This window comes from Marinobacterium stanieri (assembly GCF_900155945.1).
Lineage (GTDB): Bacteria > Pseudomonadota > Gammaproteobacteria > Pseudomonadales > Balneatricaceae > Marinobacterium > Marinobacterium stanieri.
The window spans coordinates 755,910-782,709 of the sequence record NZ_FTMN01000001.1 but is presented as its reverse complement, the minus strand read 5'-3'; the positions used below and the strand labels follow the sequence as shown (position 1 = coordinate 782,709).

Annotated in this window: 24 protein-coding genes; 19 read left to right on the top strand and 5 right to left on the bottom strand. The window is 58.8% G+C overall.

Annotated elements, in window-relative coordinates:
- Positions 1-81: 81 nt before the first annotated feature.
- On the bottom strand, positions 82-2,541 hold the full coding sequence (locus BW956_RS03605; protein WP_076460891.1) for an efflux RND transporter permease subunit: 2,460 nt from the start codon (positions 2,539-2,541) through the stop codon (positions 82-84).
- A 2-nt stretch (positions 2,542-2,543) separates the two neighbouring features.
- The gene (locus BW956_RS03600; RefSeq protein ID WP_076460889.1) at positions 2,544-3,524 is read right to left on the bottom strand and encodes a WD40/YVTN/BNR-like repeat-containing protein; all 981 of its coding nucleotides are present in this window, start codon (positions 3,522-3,524) and stop codon (positions 2,544-2,546) included.
- A 284-nt stretch (positions 3,525-3,808) separates the two neighbouring features.
- Here BW956_RS03600 and BW956_RS03595 point away from each other — a divergent pair, with 284 nt between their 5' ends.
- The 13 genes from BW956_RS03595 to BW956_RS03535 all read left to right on the top strand — a co-directional run bounded on the left by BW956_RS03595 (position 3,809) and on the right by BW956_RS03535 (position 19,071).
- A complete protein-coding gene (locus BW956_RS03595; protein WP_076460887.1) occupies positions 3,809-5,035 on the top strand; it encodes an acyl-CoA dehydrogenase family protein in 1,227 nt (408 codons plus the stop codon).
- Between the two features lie 168 nt (positions 5,036-5,203).
- The gene (locus BW956_RS03590; protein ID WP_076460885.1) at positions 5,204-6,244 is read left to right on the top strand and encodes a ferredoxin--NADP reductase; all 1,041 of its coding nucleotides are present in this window, start codon (positions 5,204-5,206) and stop codon (positions 6,242-6,244) included.
- Positions 6,245-6,452: 208 nt separating this feature from the next.
- Positions 6,453-7,223, top strand: a complete 771-nt coding sequence (locus BW956_RS03585) for an SDR family NAD(P)-dependent oxidoreductase (RefSeq protein ID WP_076460883.1) — start codon at positions 6,453-6,455, stop codon at positions 7,221-7,223.
- Positions 7,224-7,233: 10 nt separating this feature from the next.
- The gene (locus BW956_RS03580) at positions 7,234-8,331 is read left to right on the top strand and encodes an alkene reductase (protein WP_076460881.1); all 1,098 of its coding nucleotides are present in this window, start codon (positions 7,234-7,236) and stop codon (positions 8,329-8,331) included.
- A gap of 15 nt (positions 8,332-8,346) precedes the next feature.
- Positions 8,347-9,096, top strand: coding sequence for an electron transfer flavoprotein subunit beta/FixA family protein (locus BW956_RS03575; protein ID WP_076460879.1), 750 nt, complete (start codon positions 8,347-8,349; stop codon positions 9,094-9,096).
- A 12-nt stretch (positions 9,097-9,108) separates the two neighbouring features.
- On the top strand, positions 9,109-10,047 hold the full coding sequence (locus tag BW956_RS03570) for an electron transfer flavoprotein subunit alpha/FixB family protein (protein ID WP_076460877.1): 939 nt from the start codon (positions 9,109-9,111) through the stop codon (positions 10,045-10,047).
- A gap of 104 nt (positions 10,048-10,151) precedes the next feature.
- Positions 10,152-11,309, top strand: coding sequence for a helix-turn-helix transcriptional regulator (locus BW956_RS03565; protein WP_076460875.1), 1,158 nt, complete (start codon positions 10,152-10,154; stop codon positions 11,307-11,309).
- A 78-nt stretch (positions 11,310-11,387) separates the two neighbouring features.
- Positions 11,388-12,218, top strand: coding sequence for an SDR family NAD(P)-dependent oxidoreductase (locus BW956_RS03560; RefSeq protein ID WP_076460873.1), 831 nt, complete (start codon positions 11,388-11,390; stop codon positions 12,216-12,218).
- Positions 12,219-12,345: 127 nt separating this feature from the next.
- The gene (locus tag BW956_RS03555; protein ID WP_076460871.1) at positions 12,346-13,974 is read left to right on the top strand and encodes a DUF1302 domain-containing protein; all 1,629 of its coding nucleotides are present in this window, start codon (positions 12,346-12,348) and stop codon (positions 13,972-13,974) included.
- Between the two features lie 18 nt (positions 13,975-13,992).
- Positions 13,993-15,372: a DUF1329 domain-containing protein gene (locus BW956_RS03550; protein WP_076460869.1), complete on the top strand. Its 1,380-nt coding sequence runs from the start codon at positions 13,993-13,995 to the stop codon at positions 15,370-15,372.
- Between the two features lie 80 nt (positions 15,373-15,452).
- Positions 15,453-16,628 (top strand): acyl-CoA dehydrogenase family protein, encoded by a 1,176-nt coding sequence (locus BW956_RS03545; protein WP_076460867.1) that lies wholly within the window; start codon positions 15,453-15,455, stop codon positions 16,626-16,628.
- Positions 16,625-17,821 (top strand): acyl-CoA dehydrogenase family protein, encoded by a 1,197-nt coding sequence (locus BW956_RS03540; protein WP_076460865.1) that lies wholly within the window; start codon positions 16,625-16,627, stop codon positions 17,819-17,821. Before BW956_RS03545 ends, BW956_RS03540 begins: the two co-directional genes overlap by 4 nt.
- A gap of 11 nt (positions 17,822-17,832) precedes the next feature.
- The gene (locus BW956_RS03535; RefSeq protein ID WP_076460863.1) at positions 17,833-19,071 is read left to right on the top strand and encodes an NADH:flavin oxidoreductase; all 1,239 of its coding nucleotides are present in this window, start codon (positions 17,833-17,835) and stop codon (positions 19,069-19,071) included.
- Positions 19,072-19,255: 184 nt separating this feature from the next.
- On the opposite strand, the gene BW956_RS03530 is transcribed toward BW956_RS03535, so the two are convergent.
- The 3 genes from BW956_RS03530 to BW956_RS03520 form a co-directional block, all read right to left on the bottom strand.
- Positions 19,256-19,627, bottom strand: a complete 372-nt coding sequence (locus tag BW956_RS03530) for a helix-turn-helix domain-containing protein (RefSeq protein ID WP_076460861.1) — start codon at positions 19,625-19,627, stop codon at positions 19,256-19,258.
- Positions 19,627-19,929: a type II toxin-antitoxin system HigB family toxin gene (locus tag BW956_RS03525; protein WP_076460859.1), complete on the bottom strand. Its 303-nt coding sequence runs from the start codon at positions 19,927-19,929 to the stop codon at positions 19,627-19,629. Before BW956_RS03525 ends, BW956_RS03530 begins: the two co-directional genes overlap by 1 nt.
- A gap of 210 nt (positions 19,930-20,139) precedes the next feature.
- Complete coding sequence (locus BW956_RS03520) at positions 20,140-20,931, bottom strand: enoyl-CoA hydratase (RefSeq protein ID WP_076460857.1); 792 nt, start codon at positions 20,929-20,931, stop codon at positions 20,140-20,142.
- 137 nt (positions 20,932-21,068) lie between these two features.
- On the opposite strand from BW956_RS03520, the gene BW956_RS03515 reads away from it, so the two are divergent.
- Genes BW956_RS03515 through BW956_RS03490 form a run of 6 tightly spaced genes read left to right on the top strand, consistent with a single transcriptional unit; the run spans position 21,069 to position 26,784 of the window.
- Positions 21,069-21,851, top strand: a complete 783-nt coding sequence (locus BW956_RS03515; RefSeq protein ID WP_076460855.1) for an SDR family oxidoreductase — start codon at positions 21,069-21,071, stop codon at positions 21,849-21,851.
- 56 nt (positions 21,852-21,907) lie between these two features.
- On the top strand, positions 21,908-22,879 hold the full coding sequence (locus BW956_RS03510) for an OB-fold domain-containing protein (RefSeq protein WP_217695086.1): 972 nt from the start codon (positions 21,908-21,910) through the stop codon (positions 22,877-22,879).
- 9 nt (positions 22,880-22,888) lie between these two features.
- Entirely contained in the window at positions 22,889-24,022 is a 1,134-nt protein-coding gene (locus tag BW956_RS03505; protein ID WP_076460851.1) for an acyl-CoA dehydrogenase family protein, read from the top strand.
- A complete protein-coding gene (locus tag BW956_RS03500) occupies positions 24,003-24,413 on the top strand; it encodes a MaoC family dehydratase (protein ID WP_217695085.1) in 411 nt (136 codons plus the stop codon). Before BW956_RS03505 ends, BW956_RS03500 begins: the two co-directional genes overlap by 20 nt.
- Positions 24,414-24,429: 16 nt before the next feature.
- Positions 24,430-25,605 (top strand): lipid-transfer protein, encoded by a 1,176-nt coding sequence (locus BW956_RS03495; RefSeq protein ID WP_076460845.1) that lies wholly within the window; start codon positions 24,430-24,432, stop codon positions 25,603-25,605.
- A 9-nt stretch (positions 25,606-25,614) separates the two neighbouring features.
- Positions 25,615-26,784: an acyl-CoA dehydrogenase family protein gene (locus BW956_RS03490; protein ID WP_076460843.1), complete on the top strand. Its 1,170-nt coding sequence runs from the start codon at positions 25,615-25,617 to the stop codon at positions 26,782-26,784.
- Positions 26,785-26,800 lie beyond the last annotated feature (16 nt).

The following is a 26,800-nucleotide window of genomic DNA, read 5'->3' as shown; positions in this document are numbered from 1 at the left end:
TTTAAAGCTGCTAAGTCGGGAGTGCAGGAGTTGGGCGGGGAGAAAGGAGATGGCGGAGGCTGTGCTCCGCCATCGGGTCGATCAGCTATCGCTGGTCGCTACAGCCCGTGCATGGCTCTGCACTGAGGCCGCTGCCTGAGCCGGTTTGGCAGCTGGGGTGGCTTTGGTGCTCTGGCTTTCCGTCTTGCTCGCTGCTTTCACCTTGCTGGGCTGCACATTGAGCCAGCAGGCCAGGGCGGGCAGCAGGAAGATGGCGCCGAGCACGTTTACCATGAACATGAAGGCCAGCAGGATGCCCATATCGGCCTGGAACTTAAGTGCCGAGAAGGCCCAGGTGCCCACACCGATGGTCATGGTTACGGCGGTGAATACGGCGGCGGTGCCGCGCTGACGCATGGCTTCGTAGAAGGAGGTGCGCAGGTCGACGCCGCGTTTCAGTGAGTGCTGCATCTGTTCGTAGATGTAGATGCCGTAATCCACACCGACACCCACGCCCAGAGCAATGACCGGCAGGGTGGCGACTTTCAGGCCGATTCCCAGCAGGGCCATCAGTGCGTTACACAGAATGGTCACCAGCATCAGCGGTACGATAACGCAGAGCACACCGCGCCAGGAGCGGAAGGTGAGCCAGCACAGCAGGGTAATGGCGCCGAAGATGGAGGCGATCATCTGTACCTCGGCGGTTTCCACCGCTTCATTGGTGGCAGCGGCCACACCGGCATTACCGCCCGCCAGTCGGAAGCTGACACCTTCCACATCCACGTCCTGGATGAAGCTGTCGATCTCGCCAATCACATGCTTGAGGGTGTCGTTCTGGTGGTTGTCCAGGTACACCATCATGTTGATGGTTTTACACAGCTCGTTGTTCAGGCCCAGCTCCGGGTTGGCGGCCTGGCTGCCGGAGCGCAAGGCCATGGAGGAGCGTTGCAGGGTGCGCCAGAGCGGGTTGCCCTCGTTGTTGCCGGACACATAAAGCTTGGCCATGCCGGACACGGTGCTGACGGACTGCACACCGGGAACGCCCCGCATGTGGAAGCCGAAACGGTCCACCGCATTCATCACATCCCAGTCCAGGCAGGCTTCTGAATCACGGTCGGTTTCCACATACACCGAGAGCACATCCATCCCGATGGAGTAGTCGCTGATGATCTTGTCGTTGTCCTGGTTATACCGGGAGTCCGCGCGCAGCTCCGGCACGCCGGTACCGATATCACCGGTCAGCAGTGAACGGGACTGCCAGGTGCCCACCGCCAGCAGAATCAGCATCACCGATAGGCTGAACAGAGCCGGTTTTGGCTGTGATAGCGCCGAGATTTTCCACCACAGCGGATGCTTGTCGTGGCTGCTGCCTTCATCGGTAATCGCCATCTTTTCCAGATTAAGGTGCGACAGGATAATCGGCATGAACATCTTGTTGGTGATGATCATCAGGGCGACGCCCAGACAGGCGGTAACACCCAACTCATGCACGATGGGGATATCGATCACCATGATCACCATAAAGCCCAGTGCGTTTGCCAGAAGGGCCACGGTGCCGGGGATGGCCAGCTTACGAATCGAGCTTTCCGCCGCTTCGATGGAGCTCATGCCGGACAGCACATCCAGCTTCCAGGCGTTGGTCATCTGTACGGCGTGGGAGACGCCGATGGAGAAGATCAGGAAGGGCACCAGCACGGACATGGGGTCAATGCCGTAACCGATCTGCGGCAGAATACCCAGCAGCCAGACCACCGGCAGCAGGGCCACGACAATGGCCAGCAGGGTGAGCTTCAACGAACGTGAATAGACCCACAGCAGGATGAAAGTGACCGCAAAGGCCACGGCAAAGAAGAGCACGACGGTCATCAGGCCGTCCATTACATCCCCCATTACCTTGGAGAAGCCGATGATCTGGATGTTGAGGTTTTCATCGCCGATCTGGGCACGGATTTTCTCAAGATGGCGGGCAACGGCGGCGTAGTCGGTTTTCTCGCCGGTTTCCGGGTCGATCTCCAGCAGCTCGGCCTGCACCATGGCGGACTTGAGGTCATTGGACACCAGGTTGCCGATCTGGCCGGACTTGTACACGTTGGAGCGCACCTGCGCCAGGCCGGCCTCATCGGCCGTAAAGCGTGAAGGGATCACCACACCGCCGGTGAAACCGTATTCGGTCACCTCGATATAGCGCACTTCCGGGGTAAACAGCGAGCGCACGGTGGTGCGGTTGATACCGGGGGTGAAGAAGACTTCATCGGTGGCTTGCTGCAGTTTTTTCATGAACTCGGCGTTGTAGATATCGCCTTCACCGGTCCATTCCAGGCTGACCATCACTCGGTTGGCGCCGGTAAATTCGGCTGAGTGTTTCAGGAAGGCCTGCATGTAGTCGTGCTTGAGCGGAATCAGCTTGTTGAAGCCCGGGTCAAAGCGGGTCTGCAGGGCCGAGAAGCCCAGCATGATGGTGATCAGCAGGAACAGGAAGCCCAAAGGCTTGCGGCCGATGATCAGAAGGCGTGCCGATGTGTCAACAAATTTTTGCACAGCGGAAGAGTGTTGATTCGACATGATCAGGCTCCTGAGGGCTGTTTCAATTGGTCGAGCGAAAGCGGAGGCAGCAGGCCGGCATCACTGCTCAGCAGCAGACGATCATCATCCAGACGGGTGATGTCCGTGACCGACATGCGGCCGCTTTTGTGCAGGAATCGGAAGGAGCGGCCCTGGTCTTCACTCAGCAGCAAGACGCCACCCTGGCCACCCAACAGGATGTCGCCATTGTCGAGGACAGAGTGTGTGAACAGCGAGGCCTGGAGTTCACCGCCGACGGATTCCCAGCTCTGGCCGTTATCCACACTGCGGAAAATGTTGCCACGCATGCCGTACACCACCCAGGTGTCACCGCCCAGATTGAGCCCGCCATAGAAAGAGCCGTTGTAGAACTCCGGGATGGTCTCCCAGCTCTGGCCGCCATCGGTGGAGCGGAACAGGGTGCCGGCCTCGCCGACGATCAACCAGGTGGTGTGATCCTTGGAGGGCAGCAGGTTGTTGAGGTGCCAGTCGGTGCCATTGGGTGGCGGCATGCTGGACCAGCTGTTGCCGTTGTCATTGGACACCAGGGCCTGGCCAAAGGCGCCAATGGCCATCCAGACCCCAGAAGGCAAGCGGTTAATGCTGAGCAGCGGTTCACTGCCCGGATTGAACGCGACCTCCTTCCAGTGCCGGCCGCCGTCCTCGGTTTTGAGGATCCAGCCCTCATGGCCAATGGCCAGACCGTGACGGTCATCGGTGAAGTGCAGGCGCGTGATCAGCGCATGACGCTGCTGAGACAGGGAAGCCTGTTGCCAGCTGTTGCCTTGATCGGATGAGATCAGGATATGACCCAGTTCGCCGGCGGTCACCAGGCCGGCATCGGTTTGCACGATGCTGGTCAGGTTCATGTTGTCCACCGGTATCTGGCGGGGGCCCAGTGAGGGGGTGTCCCGGTGTGAGAAGGCGAATATTCCGGCTACTGCCACGATCAGTGAAACAGCGATACCCAGGGTTACGCGCATGGCTAAACTCCTTTGGTCTGAGGCCTTCAGGCGAATTTATTGTTGTACTGCTGGCCTGGAGCTCGACGAGTACGCCATCCATTATTCTCAGACCCAAGGGCGCAACATCGTCCAAATGGGCTAGGGGTGATCGCGGTCAGGAAGGGGCGCCGGGGTTTGGAACGTTAGTCCGAATTGACGATGAGAGGGGTTGTCAGCCTGTGCAAATCTGCCATCGGTGAGGAGATGGTCGGTGCAGCCGGTCATGCCGGAAGATTCCAATAATAATCGAGGAGACTCGTTCGATGGGCGTGTTAACAAACAACTTTGTGGCAGCGACTCAGGATGAAGATTACATGACCCCTGAAGCCGTTCAATTGGTCAAGGCCGCTGAAGCACTGGCACCGCGACTGGCTGAGCGCGCCAAGGCTGCCGATGAGGCGGGCATGGTACCGCGTGAAACCGTCAAGGAAATGGCTGAAGCAGGGCTGTTCCGTGTGCTCCAGCCCAAGCGCTGGGGTGGCTACGAACAGGACCCGCGTGTGTTCTACCGCGTACAGATGGCCCTGGCCAAGGGCTGCATGTCGACGGCCTGGATTTATGGCGTGATCGGCGTGCATAACTGGCAGCTGCCGCTGTTCCCGGAACAGGCACAGCAGGATGTCTGGGCGGATGGCAATGACGGTACCCTGATCGCCTCTACCTACATGCCGGTGGGCAAGGCAGAGAAGGTTGATGGCGGTTACCGCTTCTCCGGTCGCTGGGGCTTCTCCAGCGGCGTTGATCACTGTGACTGGATCTTCCTCGGTGGCTTGCTGCCGAAGAAGGACAACCCGGATGAGCTGGAACATACCACCTTCCTGTTGCCGCGCAGTGATTTCCGTATTGAAAAGAACTGGGATGTACATGGCCTGCGTGCGACCGGCAGCCACGACATTGTCGTGGAAGATGTCTTTGTGCCCGAGCATCGCACCCACCGCACCAACAACCATTCCGATGCCGGCTGTCCGGGCCGTGAAACCAACCCGGGCTGGATATACCGCATTCCGTTCACTCAGGTGTTCCAGCGCGCCGTATCCTCGGCTTGTCTGGGCGCAACGGAAGGGGCCATCGATGAATTCCGTGGTCGTGCTGCTGCCCATATCGGCAAGCATGGTGCCAAAACAGCGGAAGACCCCAATGCCCAGATGGCAGTCGCAGAGGCCATGATCACGGTCGATCAGCTCAAGCTGGTGCTGTTCCGCAACTATGCGCGCATCGTTCACTGTGCCAAAACTGGCGAGCAGATGCCGGTAGAGGAACGCTTGATGCAGCGTGCCCAGGCATCGCTGGTGCCCAAGCTGTGTGCCGAGCGCGTCAACGAGCTGCTGCGTGCCTGCGCCGCCTCCGGCCTGTATCGCAGTAATCCGATTGAACGCATCTTCCGCGATATCCATCAGGCCCGTGGTCACATCGCCAACAACGCCGATGCCTATGCGCGCGCCAGTGGTGCGGTGATGTTGGGGCTGCCTAACATGGACCCGTATATCTAAAAGGCTGCTGAAAAACTATCTGCGTTGTCGATACATCGTTAAAAACAGGCTCAAAGTGCTCATTTAGTTCACTAAACTCCGCCTTTTCGCCTGTTTTTGCCCGGGCGGCGTTCCGCTCGTCTCGACTGCCTCGATAACGCTTTTCAACACCCTTTGAGGAATGCTGCTATGAGTACGTCTCGTTATCACAACCTGCGGGTGGAGCAGGTGGTTCAGGAAACGGCTGATGCCGTCTCCTTGCAATTCGCCCTTGATGCCGGCCAGGTCGAACGTTTCCGCTACCGTCCTGGCCAGTTCCTGACCCTGCGATTGCCCTGGCAGGGTGAGCATCTATTGCGTTGCTACTCCATGTCGAGTGCACCGACGGTGGACGCCCAGCTCAGGGTAACCATCAAGCGGGTGGTAGAGGGGCGTGGCTCGAACTGGGTCTGCGACAACGTGAAGGCCGGTGATCAGATTGAAGTGATGCCACCGGCCGGGGTGTTTGTGCCTGAGTCGCTGGATGGCGAGTTTTTGCTCTTTGCCGGCGGCAGCGGGATCACCCCGGTGTTCTCCATTCTGCGCTCGGTATTGCTGCGCGGACGGGGCCAGGTCCGGCTGGTGTATGCCAATCGCGATGAGCAGTCGATTATCTTTCGCGAGGCGCTGCAGGAGTTGCTGGAGCAATATGCCGGTCGCTTTGATGTCATTCATCTGCTGGATTCCGTGCAGGGACGTCCGACCGTCAGTTTGCTGAAGCGGCTGGCGCGGGGAATGGAGCAGGCGCAGGCCTTTATCTGTGGCCCCGGTCCTTACATGGATGCTGCGGAAACGGCATTGCGTGAATTGAAACTGCCGGACAATCACATTCATGTGGAACGCTTTGTGTCCCTGCCCTCGGAAGAGTCCAGAGACAAGGAGCTGCAGGCGGCACTCACCGACTCGGCCGAAGTGGATGAGTCGCAAGTGAGCATTGAGCTTGATGGCCAGCACTACGAACTCCAGTGTCAGGGCGACGAGACCATTCTGGATGCTGCCGAACGGATGGGGATCGATCTGCCTTATTCCTGCCAGGCCGGCATGTGTGCTTCCTGCATGTGTGAAGTGACCGAAGGTGAGGTCAAACTGCTGCACAACGATGTGCTGGATGAGCGTGATCTGTCCAACGGCCTGACGCTGACCTGCCAGGCGGTCCCCAAAACCGCCAGGGTGCGTCTCAAGTACACCTGACCCTTCCTCATTACCCTCTTTGCTTTCAACAGGTTAAGGCCGGCTTTCGCCGGTCTTTCCGGCTTAGTCTTCTTGGACGATGGCAGCTCCTTGCCCGCCTCTTACTCTGAAACTACTGACTGCGCAGGTGTAAGCGCCTGTCTGTCGCGTGCTTGGTCACTCGGCAGCGAGTCTGTTCTCTGCATAACAACTATTCAGGAGACACATTATGCAAGGCTGTCTACAGGGCAAGGTCGCATTCATTACCGGTGGTGGCAGTGGTATCGGTGCCGCTACCGCAGAACGTTTTGCGCAGGAAGGTGCGCGTGTGGTGATCTGCGGACGCCGCATGGAACCGCTGGACGAAGTGGTTAAAAGCATCCGTGCCGGAGGCGGTGAGGCCGCTTCCATGCAGGTGGATGTGAGCAACGAAGAGCAGTTTGTCGGAGCGCTGGAAAAGGTGGCCCAGGAATATGGCCAGCTGGATGTGCTGGTCAATAACGCCATGGCGTTCACCTGGGGCAGCATCGAAGAGATGGATACCGAGCAGTGGCGTTCGAACTTTACCACTTCGGTGGACGGCACTTTCTGGGGTACGCGTACCGCACTCAAGCTGATGAAGGCGCATGGCGGTTCCATCGTGAACCTGTCTTCCATTTGCGGTGAGCTGGGGACTCCCTGGATGTCCGGTTACTCCGCATCCAAAGCCGCCGTGACCAACTTCTCCCGTGCCGCGGCTGCCGAAGGCGCGCCTGATGGTGTGCGCGTCAATGTGGTCATCCCGGCCGTGGTGGAAACCCCGGCAACCGCCGGCATGCTGGCGGACGATAATGCCCGCAACAGCACCGAGAAACTGATTCCCATGGGCCGTGTCGGTCAGCCGGAAGAGCTGGCCAATGCCATTCTGTTCCTGGCCAGTGGTCAGTCGTCCTACATCACGGGCGCAACGCTGCCGGTTGATGGTGGCCGCTCCGCAGTACTCATTACCGCACTGGATTGAGGTGGTGCCCATGCAAACTGCACAACAGGAAACATTAGTGGGCACCGAGCCGCTGTTTGCGCCGGTCAAAATAGGCGCCATCGAGCTGGCCAACCGCATTGTGATGGCCCCCATGACCCGTAACCGTGCCGATGCGGATGGAATGCCCAACGATCTGATGGTGGAGCACTATGCCGCCCGCGCCGAGGCCGGACTGATCGTCGCCGAGGGCACCTGGCCCAGCGTCACCGGTCAGGCCTACTGCCGCCAGCCCGGCATCGAAACCCCCGAGCAGGTCGCGGCCTGGCGCAAGGTGACCGATGCGGTCCATGCCAAAGGCGGCAAAATTGTTCTGCAGGTAATGCATGCAGGTCGCATTGGCAGCCGGAAAATCAAGCCGCAAGGGGTGGAAACCGTTGCCCCTTCAGCACTTCAGGCCAGTGGTGAAGTGTATACCGATGCTGCCGGCATGCAGCCGTACGACAGCCCGCGTGCCCTGACGACCGAGGAAGTGGAAGCGGTGATTGCCGAGCACCGTCAGGCGGCTGTTAATGCCATTGAAGCAGGCTTTGATGGCGTGGAGCTGCACTGCACCAGCGGTTATCTGCCCATGCAGTTCCTGTGCACGGGCACCAACCAGCGTACAGACCGTTTCGGTGGCAGCCTGGAAAACAGGGTGCGTTTTGCATCTGAGTGTCTGCAGGTGATGAGCGATGCCATCGGTGCAGACCGTGTCGGTTTCCGTATCAATCCGGGCAATACCTACAACGATACAAGCGATGAAGACAGCGCGGCCAGTCATGCAGCCCTGCTGCGTGAAGCCAGCCGTATTGGGGTGGCCTTTGTCCACATCATGCGAGCGCCTGTGGCCGAGATTGATGCCTTCGCACTGGCACGCGAGCACTTCAAGGGCAGCCTGATTCTCAACGACAGCTTCCAGCCGGAAACGGCGGCGGCAGCCATTCAGGATGGGCAGGGGGAAGCCGTCTCCTTCGCCCGTCACTTCATCGCCAACCCTGACCTTGTCAGCCGTATTCGCAAGGGGCTGGGTCTGGCCCGGTTCGACCGTAAAACCATCTACACCCCGGGGCCGGCCGGTTATACCGACTACCCCAAGGCGGCAGAGTAACTCGAGGAAAACAGCATGAAAGTTCTTGTACCGGTAAAGCGCGTGATTGATTACAACGTCAAGGTGCGTGTGAAGTCTGATGGCACGGGTGTAGACCTGAATAACGTCAAAATGGCCATCAACCCCTTCGATGAAATCGCGGTTGAAGAAGCCGTGCGTCTGAAAGAAGCGGGCACTGCCAGCGAAGTGGTAGCGGTCAGCATTGGTCCCAAGGCCAGTCAGGAAGTACTGCGCACCGCATTGGCTGTTGGTGCCGACCGTGCCATCCATGTGGAAGCGGACGCGGATCTGGAGCCGCTGGCGGTGGCCAAGTGCCTCAAGCAGATTGTGGCGGATGAAGCGCCGCAGCTGGTGATCTGTGGCAAGCAGGCGATTGATGATGACTCCAACCAGACCGGTCAGATGCTGGCAGCCTTGCTGGGCTGGCCGCAGGGCACCTTTGCCTCCGAGGTAGCGCCAGAGGGTGATGCCATCAAGGTCACTCGTGAAATTGATGGCGGCCTGGAAACTCTGCAGCTGAACCTGCCGGCGGTCGTGACCAGTGACCTGCGCTTGAACGAGCCGCGTTATGCCTCACTGCCCAACATCATGAAAGCGAAGAAAAAGCCACTGGATGTCAAAGCCGTCGCTGATCTGGGTGTAGATGTGGCTGCGCGCCTGAAGTCGGTGAACTTTGCACCACCGGCGGCACGACAGGGCGGTGTGAAGGTCGCTGATGTGGCCGAGCTGGTTGAGAAGCTGCGTAACGAAGCGCGTGTGATCTAAGGGGGATAGAGCATGAAAACACTGGTAATTGCAGAGCACGACAATCAGCAGCTCAATGCGGTCACACTGAATCTGGTGGATGCTGCGGCCAAACTGGGTGGCGACATTCATATTCTGGTGGCCGGCCAGGGGTGTGGCGCTGTTGCCGAGCAAGCTTCCAAGGTCAGCGGTGTGCAGCAGGTGCTGTTGGCTGAAGCAGAGCACTTTTCTGCTCAACTGGCGGAAGAGCTGGCGCCGCTCGTTGTTGCACAGGTGCAACAGTCGGGCTATCAGGCCGTGCTCTCGCCCAGCTCCACCTTTGGCAAGAATCTGTCGCCGCGTGTGGCTGCGTTGCTGGATGTGGCCCAGGTGTCAGATGTTATTGAAATTAAAGCAGTTGGCAGCTACGTAAGACCCATATATGCTGGGAACGTCATGTTGACTTTGGAGTCAAAAGAACCGGTCCAGGTGTTGACCCTGCGTCCGACTGCATTTGATGCGGCGGGGCAGGAGGGTAGTGCTGAGGTTGTTGCAATTAACGCAACTGAAACAATCGGGATTTCCACCCTGATCGGTCGTGAGTTGAGCAAGTCTGATCGCCCAGAGCTGGGTGCTGCCGAGACAGTTGTCTCCGGTGGTCGAGGTCTTGGTGATGGTGACAAGTACGTGCAGGTACTGGAGCCGTTGGCGGATACACTGGGCGCTGCCCTGGGTGCGTCACGTGCTGCTGTAGACGCAGGTTTTGTTCCCAATGACTATCAGGTGGGTCAAACCGGCAAAATTGTTGCCCCTCAACTCTATGTGGCAGTGGGTATTTCCGGTGCCATTCAGCATTTGGCTGGTATGAGTGACTCCAAGGTTATCGTGGCGATCAATAAGGATCCGGACGCCCCCATCTTCCAGGTGGCCGATTACGGTCTGGAAGCGGATCTGTTTGAAGCAGTACCCGAGTTAACCCAACAGCTGGGCTAATTAAAAAAGCCCGGTATCGAGCCCGTTGCTTCTTACTGTGCAAGGTTATTCAGGCACGGGCTCAAGAAACACCCTAAGAAAATACAATAACAGGGGTAAGAACAATGATGCGATTGGACGTGGAGCAGTTTGATAGTCTGCTGTCCGCCTTGTACGACGCCTCCATGGATAATGCCTACTGGGAAGACGCCCTGGAGCAGCTGCGTGCACTATTTTCAGCCAACTTTGTGACGCTGATTTTGAAAATGCCGGATACCCAGGATGAAGACGATCTGGGCTTGATGGTATCGGTGGGGGACTTAAAGGACTCCGGCAAGGTGGTCTATTTCCCTTATCGCCATAACCTGACACCCTTCGTGAACCAGCCGCCGGACAAGGTGTTCACCGAAGAAGACCTGATGACGCCGGAAGAGTGGCACGAAAGCCCTTACCGTATTCACTGGTGTGCCTGTAACGATGTGTATCATGTTATGGCGGTGGATATTTCTACACCCGATTCCGGTACTTTGCGCTTTCGTATTACACGCCCGGAAAGCTCGACGCCATTCGGGCCGCAGGATCGAGAGCTCTGCCATTTCTTGCTGCCGCACATTCGCCGCTCCCTCAATATTCGCAATCTGCTGGATCGCAGTCAGACAATGGGCGACCTGTACTCCAAAGCGATCAGCCGCCTGTCGATTGCTACTGTACTGATTGATGAAAATGGACTGATTCTGGAGCAAAACGTCTTTGCCAAAGAGATCCTGGAATCAGGCGATGGTTTGAAGGTGGTCGGGGGGCGGCTTGAGACCAGTTATCCCAGTGATAACAGGGAGTTACGCCGTCTGATCAAGGAAGCGTTCGAAAATAATACCCGAGACACCGTTGGCAAGGTCCCTGAAGCCATGTCCGTGACACGGCCTTCGGGTGAGGTCAGTCTTGGGGTTGTGGTTGAGTCCATTCCTTCCACCGCCTGGGCAGAAGGCAAGGGGCAACCGGCGGCCATGGTTTACATTCGCGATGCTGTGGGTAAATCCCAGGCCAGCAACGAAGTGGCCAAGAAGCTGTTTGGGTTGACCCCGGCGGAAACGGCGCTGTCGATTCAGCTGTCCAATGGTTTGTCATTGGAAGAGGCGGCTGAAGCACTGAACATCCGTCGCAATACCGCTCGTGCACATCTGCGTGCCATTTTCTCCAAAACCGGTGTCCGTCGTCAGACCGAGCTGGTGCGGATTTTCCTCAACAGCGTAGCGCCTTTGGGGCAGGGTGATCAGGAACCCTGATTCCTGGCCTCGTCTTCATGGAGTATGTGATCTGATCCCGGCTGTAGCACTCTGAGTCTAAACAGAGGAGAGACAGAAATGGGACAGGTCGCATTTATTACCGGTGCCAGCCGTGGCATCGGTCGCGCTACAGCCATCGCCTTTGCCCGTGCCGGCTATAACCTGGCATTGAGTGCCCGTACTCTGGAAGAGGGCGAAACCCATACCCACGCCGTGCGCCATGCCGACGGTACCGCTCTGAGCGGCAGCCTCAATGCAACAGCCGCCGAGGCCCGTGAATACGGGGTTGAAGTCAAAGTCTTCCGCATGGATCTGCTGGATTCCGCTTCCGTGATTGCTGCCGCCGACCAGGTGGTTGCTCACTTCGGACGTGTTGATGTGCTGATCAACAACGCGGTGTACCAGGGGGCTGATCTGAACCTGCCGTTCATGTCTTTGGAGGCGGAAACGCTTGAACGTGTCGCTCAGGGCTACATTCTTTCCCCCTTCCTGCTGACCCGCCGCCTGATGCCGCAAATGCTGGAGCAGGGCGGAGCAACCATCATCAACATGACCTCCGGTGCCGGTGAAAGTGACCCGCCAGTGCCCGCCGGCAAGGGTGGCTGGGGCTATGCCTATGGTGCCGGCAAGGCCGCTGTTTCACGCCTGTCCGGTGTGCTCTGTCGCGAGCTGGGCGATCAGGGCATACGTGCCTTTACCGTTAACCCGGGCGTGGTGACCACAGAAACCCTGAAAGCCACCATCGGTGATAAGGGACTGATTGCATTGCGTAATGGTTCGGCCCCGCCCGAGCTTCCGGCAGCGGTCCTGCTGTGGCTTGCTCAGCATGGCGAGGCCGATCAATACCAGTACCAGACCCTTCAGGCACAGCCCTTTGCCCGTGAGCAGGGCATCAGTCTTACACCCTGACACAAGGCCGCACGGGTGGGGCACTAGTCTATCTGAACGATGAGCCTCACCGGTGACTGACCGAGCATGTCTGCTGGCCCGTTTGTGGCCAGTACACAACAACAAGAATGCTCACTGGAGGGCAAGAATGACATCCTCAAGGACTCTCATGGGACGAAAGCGGTTGCTGCCTTTGACGTTGGCACTGGCCGTGAGCCAGGCACATGCGTTCGACACCATCTATATCGGCGACGATACCGAGGTCAGCAGCTCGCTGATACTGTCGTATACCGCTTCCGCACGTACCTCGAAAGCGGCCAATGAATACCTCAACAGCCTCAACGATGATGATGCGACCCGCAATTTCGATCGCGGCAGTCTGATCAATAATCGCGTCAATGCGCTGGGCGAAATTCGTATTCGTCACAACAATCTGGGCGCCATGTTGCGTGGCAGTGTGTTCTACGACGACGTCTATCGCAGTCGCAACGACAATGACTCACTGGCAACGATCAACAAGACCGGTGCCGTGAACCAGTTCAGTGACGAGACCCGCGAACTCAGCGGGTATGACCCGCGTTTGCTGGATGCCTTCGTCTACGGCAACTTCATTATTGGCGATAACAACTATTTGTCGGTGAAAGCCGGTCGTCATATTGTCGCTTGGGGCGAGAGCCTGTTCTTCCCCAATATCAGCCAGGGCCAGCTGCCGGTGGATGCCGCGGTCTTTAACGTACCGGGCACCGAAGCCAAGGAAGGCTATCTGCCAGTGGGACAGCTGTCGGCCAGCCTGACGCTGACGGATAACCTGAGTCTGACCGGTTTCTACCAGTACGACTGGGAGAAAACCCGCCTGAATCCGGTCGGCGACTTCTTCGGCACGGATACCTTTGGTCCCGGTGCCCAGTTTATCCGCATGGGTGCTGGCGCCATTGGCAGCCTGCCCAGCCCGGCCGTCATCAACTATGCCGGTGAGATCCGCCCGGATGATGAAGGTCAGTGGGGTCTGGGGGCGCGCTACCTGATGGGGGACAGCACCGAAATCGGCCTGTTCCACTACCGCTATCACGACCGCGTCGGGGCACTGTTCACCGACTTTACCGGTGATACCCGCTATTCCTCTTTCGATGACTTTCAGGGCTGCACCGCCAGTACCGGCGGCAACGCCTGCTACAAGCTGGGTTATTTCGACGATATCAAGCTGACCGGGATGAGCATTACGTCCAAAGTCGGTGATGTTCAGATCGGCGGTGATATCAGCTATCGCGATGGAGCCCCCGTATACCTGCAAAACGGCGCACCGGCCCGCGGCAGCTATCTGCAAACCAACGTCAACGGTGTCTACATTCTGGGGCCCAGTGCGCTGGCTCAACAGACCACCTTTATGGCGGAGCTGGCGCATCAGCGTATTCATGATGTGGATACGCTCACCGTCACTCAGGGCGGAGTCAGCACCAGCAGCGACACCTTTGAGTATGACGGCCAGTCACGCAATACCGCTGCACTCTCTGTTGCTGCGTTCATGGATTACCCCAGCATTTACAGCGGCTGGGATCTGACCACCAAGGTGATCTGGACCCAGAACGTGAACGGCAGCGGTTTCTCCGGCATGGGCCGTGATGAAAAACGCCTGACGCTGGGTGCCGATTTCGAGTACCTGGGCAACATGCAGCTGGGCCTGACCTATGTGGGCTACCTCAGCTCGGCGGATCTGTCCAAGGGCCGCACCATGGCTGACCGCGATTATGTCTCGCTTAGCGCCAAATACTCTTTCTGATCACGCAGGGATGTTGATATGAACCTGAAAAAGAACCTGATCGCAGCCGGTATTGCGCTGCACACCAGTTTAATGAGCGCTGCGGTGTTGGCGGCTGCCACCGCTGAAGAAATGGAATCACTGGGCACAACCCGCACCTGTGTCGGTGCCATCAAGGCCGGTAACGCCGAAGGCACCATTCCCGAGTGGAGCGGCAAGTGGCTGGGCGTGCCGGAGCACGTCAACTTTGAAGGCACCGGCAACCATCCGGTAGATGCCTACCCGGACGACAAGCCGCTGTTCGTGATTACCGCGCAGAATATGGCCGAGCATGCGGACAAGATGTCGGCAGGGCAGAAGGCACTGTTCGAGAAGTATCCTGATACCTTCCAAATGCCGATCTACCCCTCGCGTCGTGACTTCCGGTTCCCGGATTCGGTGTGTGAAGTCACACGCATGAATGCCCAGGGAGCCAAGCTCGTCAGCGAGGGCGAAGGTGTGGAAGCGACCACCGGGGGGATTCTCTTTCCCTTCCCGAAAACCGGTCTGGAGCTGATGTGGACCTCGTCCTTCTTTACTTATCGCCCCTGGACCGAAGAACTGATCTCCGATAACGCCTATGTGCTGGAAGACGGCAAGATCAACTGGGGCCGCGTCAAATCCCGCAACCTGGCACCGCACCTGAAACCGGGCAAGCAGGGGCAGGCCGAGGCGCAGTCCTCCTTCTATCTGAACGAGACGCTGCTGCCGGAGCGTGATCGCGGCGAGATCAACACCGGTATCGAGTTCTGGAACCATGCCACTGACCCGCGTCAGAGCTGGCGCTACGATCCGGGTACGCGCCGTGTGCGCCAGTCGCCGGAATACGGTTTCGATATGTCCTTCCCGGGCACAGGCGGCTCCATCACCGTGGATGAGGTCCGCATCTTCAATGGCTCGCCCCAGCGCTATAACTGGGAAATTGTCGGCCAGCAGGAGATGTACATTCCGTACAACACCTACCGTCTGCACTCCGCTGATATCAGCTACGACGAGCTGCTGACTCCGGGGCATGCCAACCCTGAGTTCATGCGTTATGAGCTGCACCGTGTGTGGGTGCTGGAAGCCACCCTCAAGGATGGCTACCGCCACATCTACGGCAAGCGTCGCATGTACGTCGATGAGGACAACTGGTTCATGGTGATGGGCGATAACTACGACGCCCGTGGCAACCTCTGGCGTACCTCAATGGTGAACTACTTCTACGCCTATGAGGCGCAGACCTGGCAGGCCGGTGCCGGTTTCTACCATGACCTTCAGGCCAGCAGCTATCAGGCATTCAACCTGGTGAACGAGCAACCCAAGGCCTACACCCTCAATAAGGGTGATCTGACCTCCCGTGATTTCGGCCCTCAGGCCGCACGTCGCGCCGGTCTCTAATACTCGGCTATCGAGCTATCGAGCTATCGGGTGTCCCTCGGGGCGCCCACCTTCCAATACTTGCTAGGGAGCGACTAATCATGGAGTTCCGCTTTACTGATGAGCAGCAGATGATCCGCGAAACAGCGGCCAGCTTTCTGGCGGATTGCTCAACCTCGGCCGCCGTACGAGAGGCGATGGTCAGCGAGTCTGGCTATGACCTGTCGTTCTGGCGTCAGATCTGCGACGACCTCTACCTGCATGCCATTACCCTGCCAGAAGAGCAGGGGGGCATGGGGCTGGGCTATGTGGAGCTGGTTGCCGTCATGGAGCAGATGGGCCGCTACCTGGCGTGTGCGCCCTATTTCTCCACGGTGTGCCAGGCAGTACCTGCGTTACAGCTTTCTGCCTGCAGCCAGGCATCGCCCTGGCTGGACAAGATACTGGGCGGCACCACTGCTGCGCTGGCGTGGATTGGGCAAGAGGCGCCGGCGTGTGAGGCCGTCACCGCAACCTTTGAAGCCACACCAAACGGCTACCGGCTGCAGGGTGATTACCAGCTGGTGGTGGATGGCCACAGCGCCGAGATTCTGGTGCTGGCGGCACGTCAGCCCGGTACCTCCGGCACCTCAGGAATAAGCCTGTTTGCCGTTGATGCCACTGCCGAGGGCATTTCACGCCAATGGACTCCGACCCTGGACCAGACCCGTCACCTGGGGCGCATTCAGGTGGACAGTCTGCTGGCCGTTGATGCCTGTCTGGGCGAAGCCGGTCAGGCCGGTCCGGTACTGGAACAGGTGTTACAACTGGCGACGGTTGCCCTGGCCGCTGAGCAGATGGGCAGTGCCCAGCAGGTGAAGGATCTCGCCGTGGAATATACGCGCGAGCGGGTACAGTTTAATCGCCCCATCGCCAGCTTTCAGGCGATCAAACACAAGGCGGCGGACATGATGCTGCGTACTGAGGTTGCGCGTTCGGCCTGTTACTACGCAGCCTGTGTTGCTGATGAAGCCTGGCGCGGAGGGGCGTTGGCAGCCGAGTTGCCGGAAGCGGCAGCGATCGCCAAGTCCTACTGCTCGGATGCCTGTTTCCGCAATGCCGGTGAAGCTCTGCAGATGCACGGCGGAGTCGGTTTCACCTGGGAATATGATGTCCACCTCTACTTCAAGCGCGCCAAAGCCAGTGAATTGATGCTGGGCACGGCCAGTGAACACCGTGAAACCCTGGCCAGCCTGCTGCTGGATACTGATCAAACCGAAGAAGGAGCCCTGTCATGAAATTGAGCTTCAGCGCTGAAGATGAGCAGTTCCGCACCGAAGTGGCTGACTGGTTGGCGGCCAACCTGACCGGTGAATTTGCCAAACTCAGATTCCGAGGTGGCCCCGGTGATGAACACAGCTTCCCGGAAGAGCGAAAACGCTGGGAACAGAAACTGGCCGAAGGTGGCTGGACCTGTGTCGGCTGGCCCAAAGAGCATGGCGGTCGCGGTTGCTCCATCGAGCAGCAGGTGATCTTCTTTGAAGAATATGCCCGTGCTGGCGCGCCGGGGCGTGTGGGGCATATCGGTGAAGGGCTGGCGGGACCGACGCTGATTGCGTTCGGCACACCCGAGCAGCAGGCCAAATACCTGCCCGGTATTCTGGCGGGCACCGAACTCTGGTGTCAGGGCTACTCGGAACCGGGTGCCGGCTCGGATCTGGCCAATGTGAAGACCAAGGCCCGCTTCGATGCCGAGCGCAACAAGTGGATCATTAATGGCCAGAAAGTCTGGACCTCGCTGGCGCACGAATCCGATTACTGCTTTGTCATCGCCCGTACCGATCCGGATTCCGTTGCGCATAAAGGGCTGGGTTTCTTCCTGGTCAAAATGGATCAGCCGGGTGTGGATGTTCGCCCCATCGAGCAGATCACGGGCACATCCGAATTCAACGAAGTGTTTTTCGATGATGCCGAATGCGATCCCGGTGATATTGTTGGCGAGCCGGGCGATGGCTGGAAGGTCGCCATGGGGTTGCTCGGCTTCGAGCGTGGCGTGTCTACGCTGGGCCAGCAGATGCAGTTCCAGAACGAGCTGGACGAAGTCATTCGCGTCGCCAGAGAAAACGGCAAATACCGCGATCCCGCTATTCGCCAGCGCATCGCCCAGGCCCATGCCGAGCTGAAGATCATGCGCTACAACAGCCTGCGCATGCTCTCGGGCCAGAGCGGCAGTGATGGCAGCCTGCAGGGCGAAGCGCTGATCTACAAACTGTTCTGGTCCACTTGGCACCGCAGCCTTGGAGAACTGGCCATCGATGTCTGCGGTCAACAGGGGCAGCTATTGGAAGCGGCGCCCTATGAGCTGACGCGTCTGCAGTCGCTGTTTCTGTTCGTGCGTTCGGATACCATCTACGGCGGCAGCAACCAAATACAGCGCAACATCATTGCCGAACGCGGGCTGGAAATGCCCCGCGAGCCCAAGTGGACCTGAGGATTACGCAGATGTCAGATCATCGACAGCAGGCCTTTACTCCTTACCAGCTGGGCCCGATTACACTGAAGAACCGTTTTATCCGGGCCGGTGCCAATGAGGCGATGAGCCTGGATGGCGTCCCCACACGGGCGTTGCTCAAGCATCACCGCGATATGGCGCGAGGGGGTGTGGCACTGACCACCGTGGCCTATGGTGCCGTGTCCAGGCGCGGGCGAACCCTGCCCAACCAGATCTGGATACGGCCTGAAATTCTTCCTGACCTTAAAGCCATGGCGGATGCGGTACACGCCGAGGGCGGCAAGATCTCCATGCAGCTCACACATGGCGGCTCATTTGTGACGTCGATCCGGGTGAAGGGGCGCACCCTCAGCGCCTCGTCAGGCCTCAACAAGGCCGGACTGTTGTGCGGCAACCTTCTGCAACGGGCGATGAAAGAGAGCGACATGGAACAGGTAGCGGGTGAGTTTGCCCGTGCCGCCGAACTCTGTCGCGAGGCCGGATTTGATGCAGTGGAACTGCATATGGGTCATGGTTATCTGCTCAATCAGTTCATCTCGCCGCTGTCGAATCGGCGCAAGGACCAGTATGGTGGTGGTGCCGAAAACCGTGCCCGCTTCCCTGCGCGCGTCCTTCAAGCGGTAAAGGATGCTGTGGGTGCGGATATGGCAATACTGGCCAAGATCAATGTGGCCGACGGTGTCCGCCGGGGGGCTACCGTGGAAGACGCCATTGTCACAGGGCGTGCGCTGCAGGACGCCGGTGCCGATATGCTGGTGCTCTCCGGTGGCCGCAATATTGAATCCGGCTGGTTCATGTTTGGCAGCAATATGAATCTGGATGAAATGGCCAAGGTACTCAAGGATCAAAAGCTGACCCTGGCGATGATCAAGCTGTCCCAGAAGGGCGTGCCGAAAGTGAAATTCCGGCCCATGTACTTCCTTGATTACTCCCGCCGCATCCGCGCTGAACTGGATATGCCACTGGCCTATCTGGGTGGTGCCCGTTCCATGGAGGATGTTGAACAGGCCATGGCCGAAGGCTTTGAAGCCGTGACCATGGCGCGCCCACTGATTCATGATCCTGAACTGGTACGCAAATTCCAGCAGGGGCTTATCAGCACCAGTGGCTGCACCAACTGCAATGGCTGTGTGCCCTATATCTACCACCCGGGTGGCACCCGCTGCATAGAGAATCCACCTAATGATGTGGCGCTGAATCAGCAGTTCGCCAGAATGGAAGTGATCTAACCTTCGCGCGCGGAGCGCGCTCCCACATAGGGGATAGTGCCTGGGCTGGGATCAAGTTTGTGGGAGCCCGCTCTGCGGGCGAATTGCGCACAGTGTGTGCTCCCACAGCCAGGGCAATGCTCCTGCAAAGTTTATCTGGGACAAAACTATGTGGGAGCTCGCTCCGCGAGCGAATGGCTTGGACTTACACTTGCCTCAGTTCGTAGTCCTGAACCAGGCTTTCTGTCGGGATGTGTAACCCTGCATGCAGCTTACGGATCATAGGGAGTGTCAGCTTGCGCTGGTAGTTCAACACTTCAGACACCCGTCCTGAGCGGCCGATGAAAGGCACCAGGTCTTTATCCTTCAAGCCGTATTGCTCCATGCGGAAACGGATAACTTCGATAGGGTTGGGCGTATCAATTGGGTAGTGGCGAGCTTCATAGTGCTCCACTAGCGTAGTCAGCACATCCAGCTCATCGCCCTCGGGGGTATCCGGCTGTGCGCTCATCAGCTCACCGATGCGCTCCAGGGCATCTTCATAGTCGGCTTCGGTTTTGATTGGCTTAATGTTCATCACACAGTCTCCACATCGATTTCGTCGTACTGCTTGTGGGTGCCAACGAATCGTACATACACAATCCGGTAGGGGTAGTTAATCCACACGACCAGGCGGTAGTCATTACCTTTGATGTTAAACACCACTCTGCCGTCTTTTAAAATACTGGCATTGCGGAATTGCGTTTTGACCTTTTGCGGCGTGTCCCAATCGGCCTTAACGACCTCTTCATGCCAAGCTTCCAGTGGCCCTTTGGCATCCAGGTATTTGTGATCCGACTCCCAAAACGCGCGAAGTGTCCGTTTCGATATGATCCGCATTCAAATCTCCCTTTGAATACTCCCATTTTGGGAGGTTGTTGATTTCTTGTCAAACCAGAAGCTTTTGCAGGCAAAAAAAGACCCCCGGGGTGTGCGGCCGCCGAGGGTCAAAAAAACCATGTGAGATGGTTTAAGTGCAAGGGAAGTGCAAATCCGATGATGTGTCTGTTCAGGCTTCTGTTTTAATCAACGATTGACTCGATTCTCTCGTTACTCGCCGGTGAAGTCGGGGTGGCGCTTTTCCAGAAACGCCTGCATGCCTTCCTGCTGATCCCTTGAGGCGAACAGCATGGCATTGGCTTTGCGTTCTAGTGCCAGAGCGCTTTCCAGCGACGCATCCATGCCCTGCAGGATGCATTCCTTGATCTGTTCCACTGCCAGCGGCGGCATTCGGGCGATGCTGCGCGCCGTTTTCAGGGCGTTTTCCATCACCTCATCATCTGGACTTACCTCGCTGACCAGTCCTGCTACCCAGGCTTCATGCGCTGAAATTGGGCGTCCGGTCAGGGCCATGCTCATTGCCTTGGTTTTGCCCACGGCCCTTACCAGACGCTGGGTACCACCTATGCCGGGCATGATGCCGATACGGATTTCCGGCTGACAGAAGCTGGCGCTTTCGCCAGCGATCAGGATGTCGGCATGCATCGCAAGTTCGCAGCCGCCGCCGAAGGCATAACCGCAGATGGCGGCCACAATCGGTTTGGGGCAGTGCTGAATCGGTGCCCAGACCCGTTCGGTATGACGCTTATAGATCTCGATCGGGTCGGCGTCGATCAATCCCGTGATATCTCCGCCCGCCGCAAATACTTTCTCGCCACCGGTCAGCACGATGCAGCGCACGCTGTCGTCAGCGGCCAGCTCGGTAAAGCGGCGGTTGAGTTGCTGTTGTAGCTCCAGGCTCAGCGCATTGGTGGCCTGAGGGCGGTTAAGCCGCAGCAGGGCAATACCGGGCTCCGGAAATTCCAGCAGCAGTGTTTCTTCAGGACGTTGAGAGTCGGTCACGACAGTCGCCTCGCTGACAAAGATTCATTGAGGGCGATTCTGTCAGCTGACGCCAGATAATCATCGTCCGTTCAGACGAAGTGGGAGGCTCCACAGGCTTATTAGACTGGCTGCACTGGATAAAACAGGAGGCGTATATGACGCAGTCAGCTCACTTCGATTACAGCGGCCAGGTGGTTCTGATCACCGGGGGGACCAAGGGCATTGGTGCCGGTATTGCGTGTGCCTTCCTGGGTGCAGGTGCAACCGTGATTGTGTGTGGCCGCAGCGAACCGGAACAGATGCCGGCTGAAGGTGGCCGTGAAGCTGTGTTTATGGCGGTTGATGTACGTGATTACGACGCGTCTGAGGCAATGCTACAGGCGATTGTGAATGAATACGGTCGTCTGGATGTGGTGGTCAATAACGCCGGAGGCGCACCCCATGCGCTGGCCGCAGATGTTTCGCCTCGCTTCCATGAAGGCATTCTGCGTCTCAATCTGATTGCACCGCTCAACCTGGCTCAGCTGGCCAACCGCCACATGCAACAGCAGGAACAGGGCGGCAGCATCATCTTTATCGGCAGTATCAGTGCCTTGCGCGCTTCTCCGGGTACCGCCGCCTACGGTGCCGCTAAGGCCGGCGTGCTGTCATTGGCCGCCTCGCTGGCGGTGGAGTGGGCGCCGAAGGTCCGTGTGGTGGCAGTAAGCCCGGGTCTGATCCAGACCGAGCAATCGCATCTGCACTTTGGTGATGAGGAAGGCATCCAGGCGGTGGCGGAGACCATCCCGGCCGGTCGTCTGGGCAACCCGGAGGATATCGGCAACGCCTGCCTGTATATGGCATCGCCCATCGCGTCTTACGCCAGCGGCAGCAACCTGCTGCTCAACGGTGGTGGTGAGAAACCCGCATTTTTGCAGGCCGGTACGGCCAACAACTGAAACAACCCGGCGCCGCCCGCGACCGGGTGGCCCCATTGTCAGAAAGGAGACGTATCTTGACTGATTACGCATGGTTATCGGAAGTACGTTCCATGGTGGGGCGGGAGTATGGCCGCATCTACGCATGGGATGAAGTGAATCCGGCGATGGTTCGGCAGTGGTGTGAAGCCATGGGCGTGGATAACCCGCTCTACACCGACCCCGAGTATGCCGCGACCACCGAGTTTGGTGAAGTCGTGGCACCGCCGGCGATGCTGCAGGCCTGGTGCCTGGAAGGCATGCACATGAACAACTATCCGCCGGGTTCTACCGACGAAAATCCCTACGAAGTACTCGGCTTAATAGAGGCTCAGGGCTACCCGGCCGTGGTGGCAGTAAATTCCGAGCTGACCTTCGACCGCTATGTACGCATGGGCGAAAAGCTCTATTACACCACCCTGATCAAGGAAGTCAGCGAAGAGAAAGCCACCGCTCTGGGCACCGGCTTCTTCGTCACCCAGGTGATGTCCTTCTTCTCCGAGAAGCCCGAGGGCGATGAGAAGGTTGGCGAGCTGATGTTCCGGGTGATCAAGTTCAAGCCGGCCAATCAGCCGAAACCGGTCGAAAAGAGCGAGTCCGCCGTTCCCAAGATCAAGCGACCCAAGCCGGGTATCAGCGATGACACCCGTTTCTTCTGGGAAGGCTGTGAGGCCGGTGAGCTGCGCATCCAGCAGTGCAACAGCTGTAACAAGCTGCAGCACCCGCCGGGCCCGGTGTGCAGCCACTGCCACAGCTTCGAGCTGGGTTATCACGTCAGCAAGGGCAGCGGTGAGCTGTACTCCTTCGTGGTGATGCACTACCCGGAAGTGCCGCCGTTCGACTATCCCAACCCCATTGGCCTGATCCAGCTGGATGAAGGCGTGCGCCTGCCGGCTGGGCTGGTGGGAGTCGAGCCGTCCGCACTTGAGATCGGCCAGCGGGTGCAGGTCGAGTTCCACACCTTTGACGATGAAATGACCCTGCCGCTGTTCCGGCCGGTGTCTGCCTGAGGAGGACGCATGGATTTTTCATTGACCGAAGATCAGCGCGCCATCGCCGATATGGCGGGCGGCCTGTTCACGGACTTTTGTACTGACGAAAAGCTGCGCGAGTTTGATGACTCCGGCGCAACGCTGATGCAGGAGCTGTGGCAGACCTGTGTCGAGACTGGTCTGCATTCCCTGTACATCCCTGAAGCAGCTGGCGGCAGTGGTTTGGGCATGACCGAACTGATGCTGGTACTGGAAGCTCAGGGCAAGGGCCTGGGGCTGGTGCCGCTCTGGCGTCATCAGGTGGCGGCCGCCGCGCTGGCCGAGTTCGCACCTGAGCATTTTGCCGGTGTACTGGAAGGCGCCGCTTCTGCCGAGCAGGTACTGACACTGTCGGCGGGTGATCAGAGCCGCTCGACCGGGCTGGCTCTGTCGGCTGAGCAAAACGCCAACGGCTGGTTGCTCAACGGTATTGCCCACGCGGTGCCGGGTACCGCCGAAGCTTCGGCTGCTGTGGTACTGGTCGAGACCGAAGCGGGCGTGCGTCCTGTTTGCGTCAGCTTTGATACCGCCGGTGTGAAGCTGGTTTCGGGGGTTATGACGCAGGGCGAGAGCGTTGCCGACATGGAACTCGATCAGGTGCAGCTGCCGGCAGAGGCCGTGCTGCCGCTGGAAGCTACCGAGTGGCTGGAAATACGTGCCATCGCGGCTCAGGCAGCGCTGCAACTGGGTGTCAGCCAGGAGCAGATTCGCCGCACTGTCGAGTACGTCAACGAACGTACCCAGTTCGAGCGTCGCATCGGCCAGTTCCAGGCGGTGCAGATGGGCATGGCCGACTGTCATGTGGCGGTGGAAGCCCTGCGCTCCGCGCTCTGGCAGCTGTGTTACCGCATCGATGCCGGTTTGCCGGCACCGTCCGAAGCAATGGCGACGGCCTGGCTGGCCTGCGAAGCCGGTCACAGTGTGGGCCACAAGGCACAGCACGTTCATGGCGGCATCGGTGTCGACCTGACCTATCCGATCCACCGCTTTCTCTACTGGAGCCGCGCCCTGAGCCTGGGCCTGGGCGGCAGCCGTGCAACGCTTGAGCGTCTCGGCGATTGGTTGGCAACTCACGATACTTTGGGATGGAAATATGACCTCAATGAAAACCAGACGCTTTGAAGACGTCAGTGTCGGTGAGCAACTGCCGGCACTGGAAATTCCGGTCACCGTGGCACTGATTACCGGTGGTGCCATTGCCACCCGTGACTACTTTCCGGGTCATCACGACAAGGACGCGGCTCAGGAGCTGGGCTCGCCGCACGTATTCATGAACATCCTCACCACCAGTGGTCTGGTGGAGCGCTTTGTCGAGGAGTGGAGCGGTCCTGAAGCACGCTTCAAGGATCTGAAGGTCCGCCTGGGCGCGCCCAACTATCCGGGCGACACCATGACCTTCAAGGGCGAAGTGACAGCGCTGGACGCGGACAGCCGCACCGCCGAGGTCACCCTGAAGGGCAAGAATTCCATGGGCAACCACGTCACCGGAACGGTGGCGGTGACGCTGCCCTGAGCCGGAGGAGAGTGCAATGAATGAACTGATCAGCAATAAGGCCGCGATTGTCGGCCTTGGCGCCACCGAATTTTCCAAGAACTCCGGCCGTACTGAACTGCGTCTGGCGATGGAAGCGACCCTGGCGGCACTGGAAGACGCCGGTATTGATCCGTCCGAAGTAGACGGTTTCAGCAGCTACTCCGTGGACAAGGTGCCTGAATACGAGATCGCCCGTCTGCTGGGCTGCAAGGACGTGAAGTTCTTCTCCCAGATCCCGCACGGCGGTGGTGCCGCCTGTGCGCCGATCATGCATGCGGCCATGGCCGTGGCTACCGGCGTCGCCAAGACCGTGGTGGTGTATCGCGCCATGAACGAACGCTCCTGGTACCGTTTTGGTACCGGCAGCTACGGCTTTGCCGATACTCCGGTGTTCGAGAACGTGAACTATGGCTGGTATATGCCGCACGGTTTCCACACGCCGGCGGCCTGGGTCGGCATGTTTGCCCAGCGCTATATGCACACCTATGGCGCGACCTCCGAGGACTTCGGTCGTGTCGCCGTGGCGGTACGTGATTTCGCTGCCACCAACCCCAACGCCTTTTTCTACGAGAAGCCGATCACGCTGGAAGACCATCAGGCGTCGCGCTGGATCTGTGAGCCGCTGCACCTGCTGGATTGCTGTCAGGAATCCGACGGTGCCGTTGCCATGGTGATCACCAGCGCTGACCGTGCCAAGGACATGAAGCAGAAGCCGGTCATGATCAAGGCTGGCTCCCAGGGCATTGCCGATGGTCAGCAGATCATGACCTCCTACTACCGCGAAGACATTACCGGCCTGCCGGAGATGGGTGTAGTGGCCCGTGAACTCTATGGCCAGTCTGGCCTGGGTCCGGACGATATCCAGACTGCCGTGATCTACGACCACTTCACGCCGTTCGTGCTGCCGCAGCTGGAAGAGTTCGGTTTCGCCAAACGTGGTGAGGCGAAAGACTTTATCCGCGCCGGTCATCATGCCCGCGGCGGCAAGCTGCCGATCAACACCCATGGCGGCCAGCTGGGTGAAGCCTACATCCACGGCATGAATGGTGTCGCCGAAGCCGTGCGCCAGGTGCGCGGCAGCTCGGTGAACCAGGTGGATGATGTCGAGAACGTGCTGGTCACCGCCGGTACCGGCGTGCCCACCAGCGGTCTGATTCTGAGCGCGAGTTAAGGAGGTCATATGTTTGTCGATCTGACACCCGAGCAGCATGCGCTGCGGCTGAAAGTCCGTGACTACTTCAGCAACCTGATGACCCCTGAACTGCGCAGTTCGCTGCGCGGCAAAGAGGGCGGTGACGAGTTTCGTGGCACCATCCGCCAGATGGGCAAGGATGGCTGGCTGGCCGTGGGTTGGCCCAAGGAACACGGTGGCCAGGGCTACGGCCCGACCGAGCAGTTGATCTTCTTTGAAGAGGCCAATATCGCCGGTGCGCCGCTGCCGTTCGTCACCATCAGCACTGTGGGACCGGCGCTGATGGAACATGGCTCCGAACTGCAGAAGGAAAAATTCCTGCCCGGTATTGCCAGCGGTGAGATCAACTTTGCCATCGGCTATTCCGAGCCCAATGCGGGCTCCGACCTGGCGATGCTGCAGACCTCGGCTCGCGTCGAGGACGATCACTTCGTCGTCAATGGCAACAAGCTCTGGACCTCTGGTGCCGAGTCGGCGGACTTCGTCTGGCTGGCCGCGCGAACCGATCCGGACCTGCCGCGTCACAAGGGCGTCTCCATCCTGATTGTGGATACTCAGGAAGAGGGCTTCTCCGATACGGTGATCCCGACCTGCTCCAATCCCACGGCGGCAACCTACTATGACAATGTACGGGTGCCGCGCGAGATGCTGGTGGGCGAGCTCAATGGTGGCTGGAAGTTGATCACCTCCCAGCTCAACCATGAGCGTCTGGGCCTCGGTTCCTGGTCCGACAAGGTGGTAGGCTTGTTCCGCCGTGTTTACCTTTGGGCTAAAACCAAAGATGAAAATGGCCGCTGCGCCATGGATCAGGCCTGGGTTCGCTCGGCATTGGCTGAATGTTACTCGCGGCTGGAAGCGATGCGTCTGATCAACTTCCGTATCGCTGCCGACCTGGAAGCAGGGCAGATGGATGTGGCGCTGGCGTCCACCACCAAGGTGTATGGTTCAGAATCTGCCATCGAGATCCTGCGTCGCCTGATGGATGTGGTAGGGGCCAACGGCATGATCCGTGAGGGCTCAGCTGCGTCACTGCTGCTGGGTGAACTCGAATTTGAAGTCCGTGCATCGGTAACGCTGACCTTTGGTGGTGGCACCAACGAGATCCAGCGTGAGCTGATTGCCCAGTTCGGTCTGGGCATGCCCCGCACCGCACGCTGATACCGGCACGAGGAGA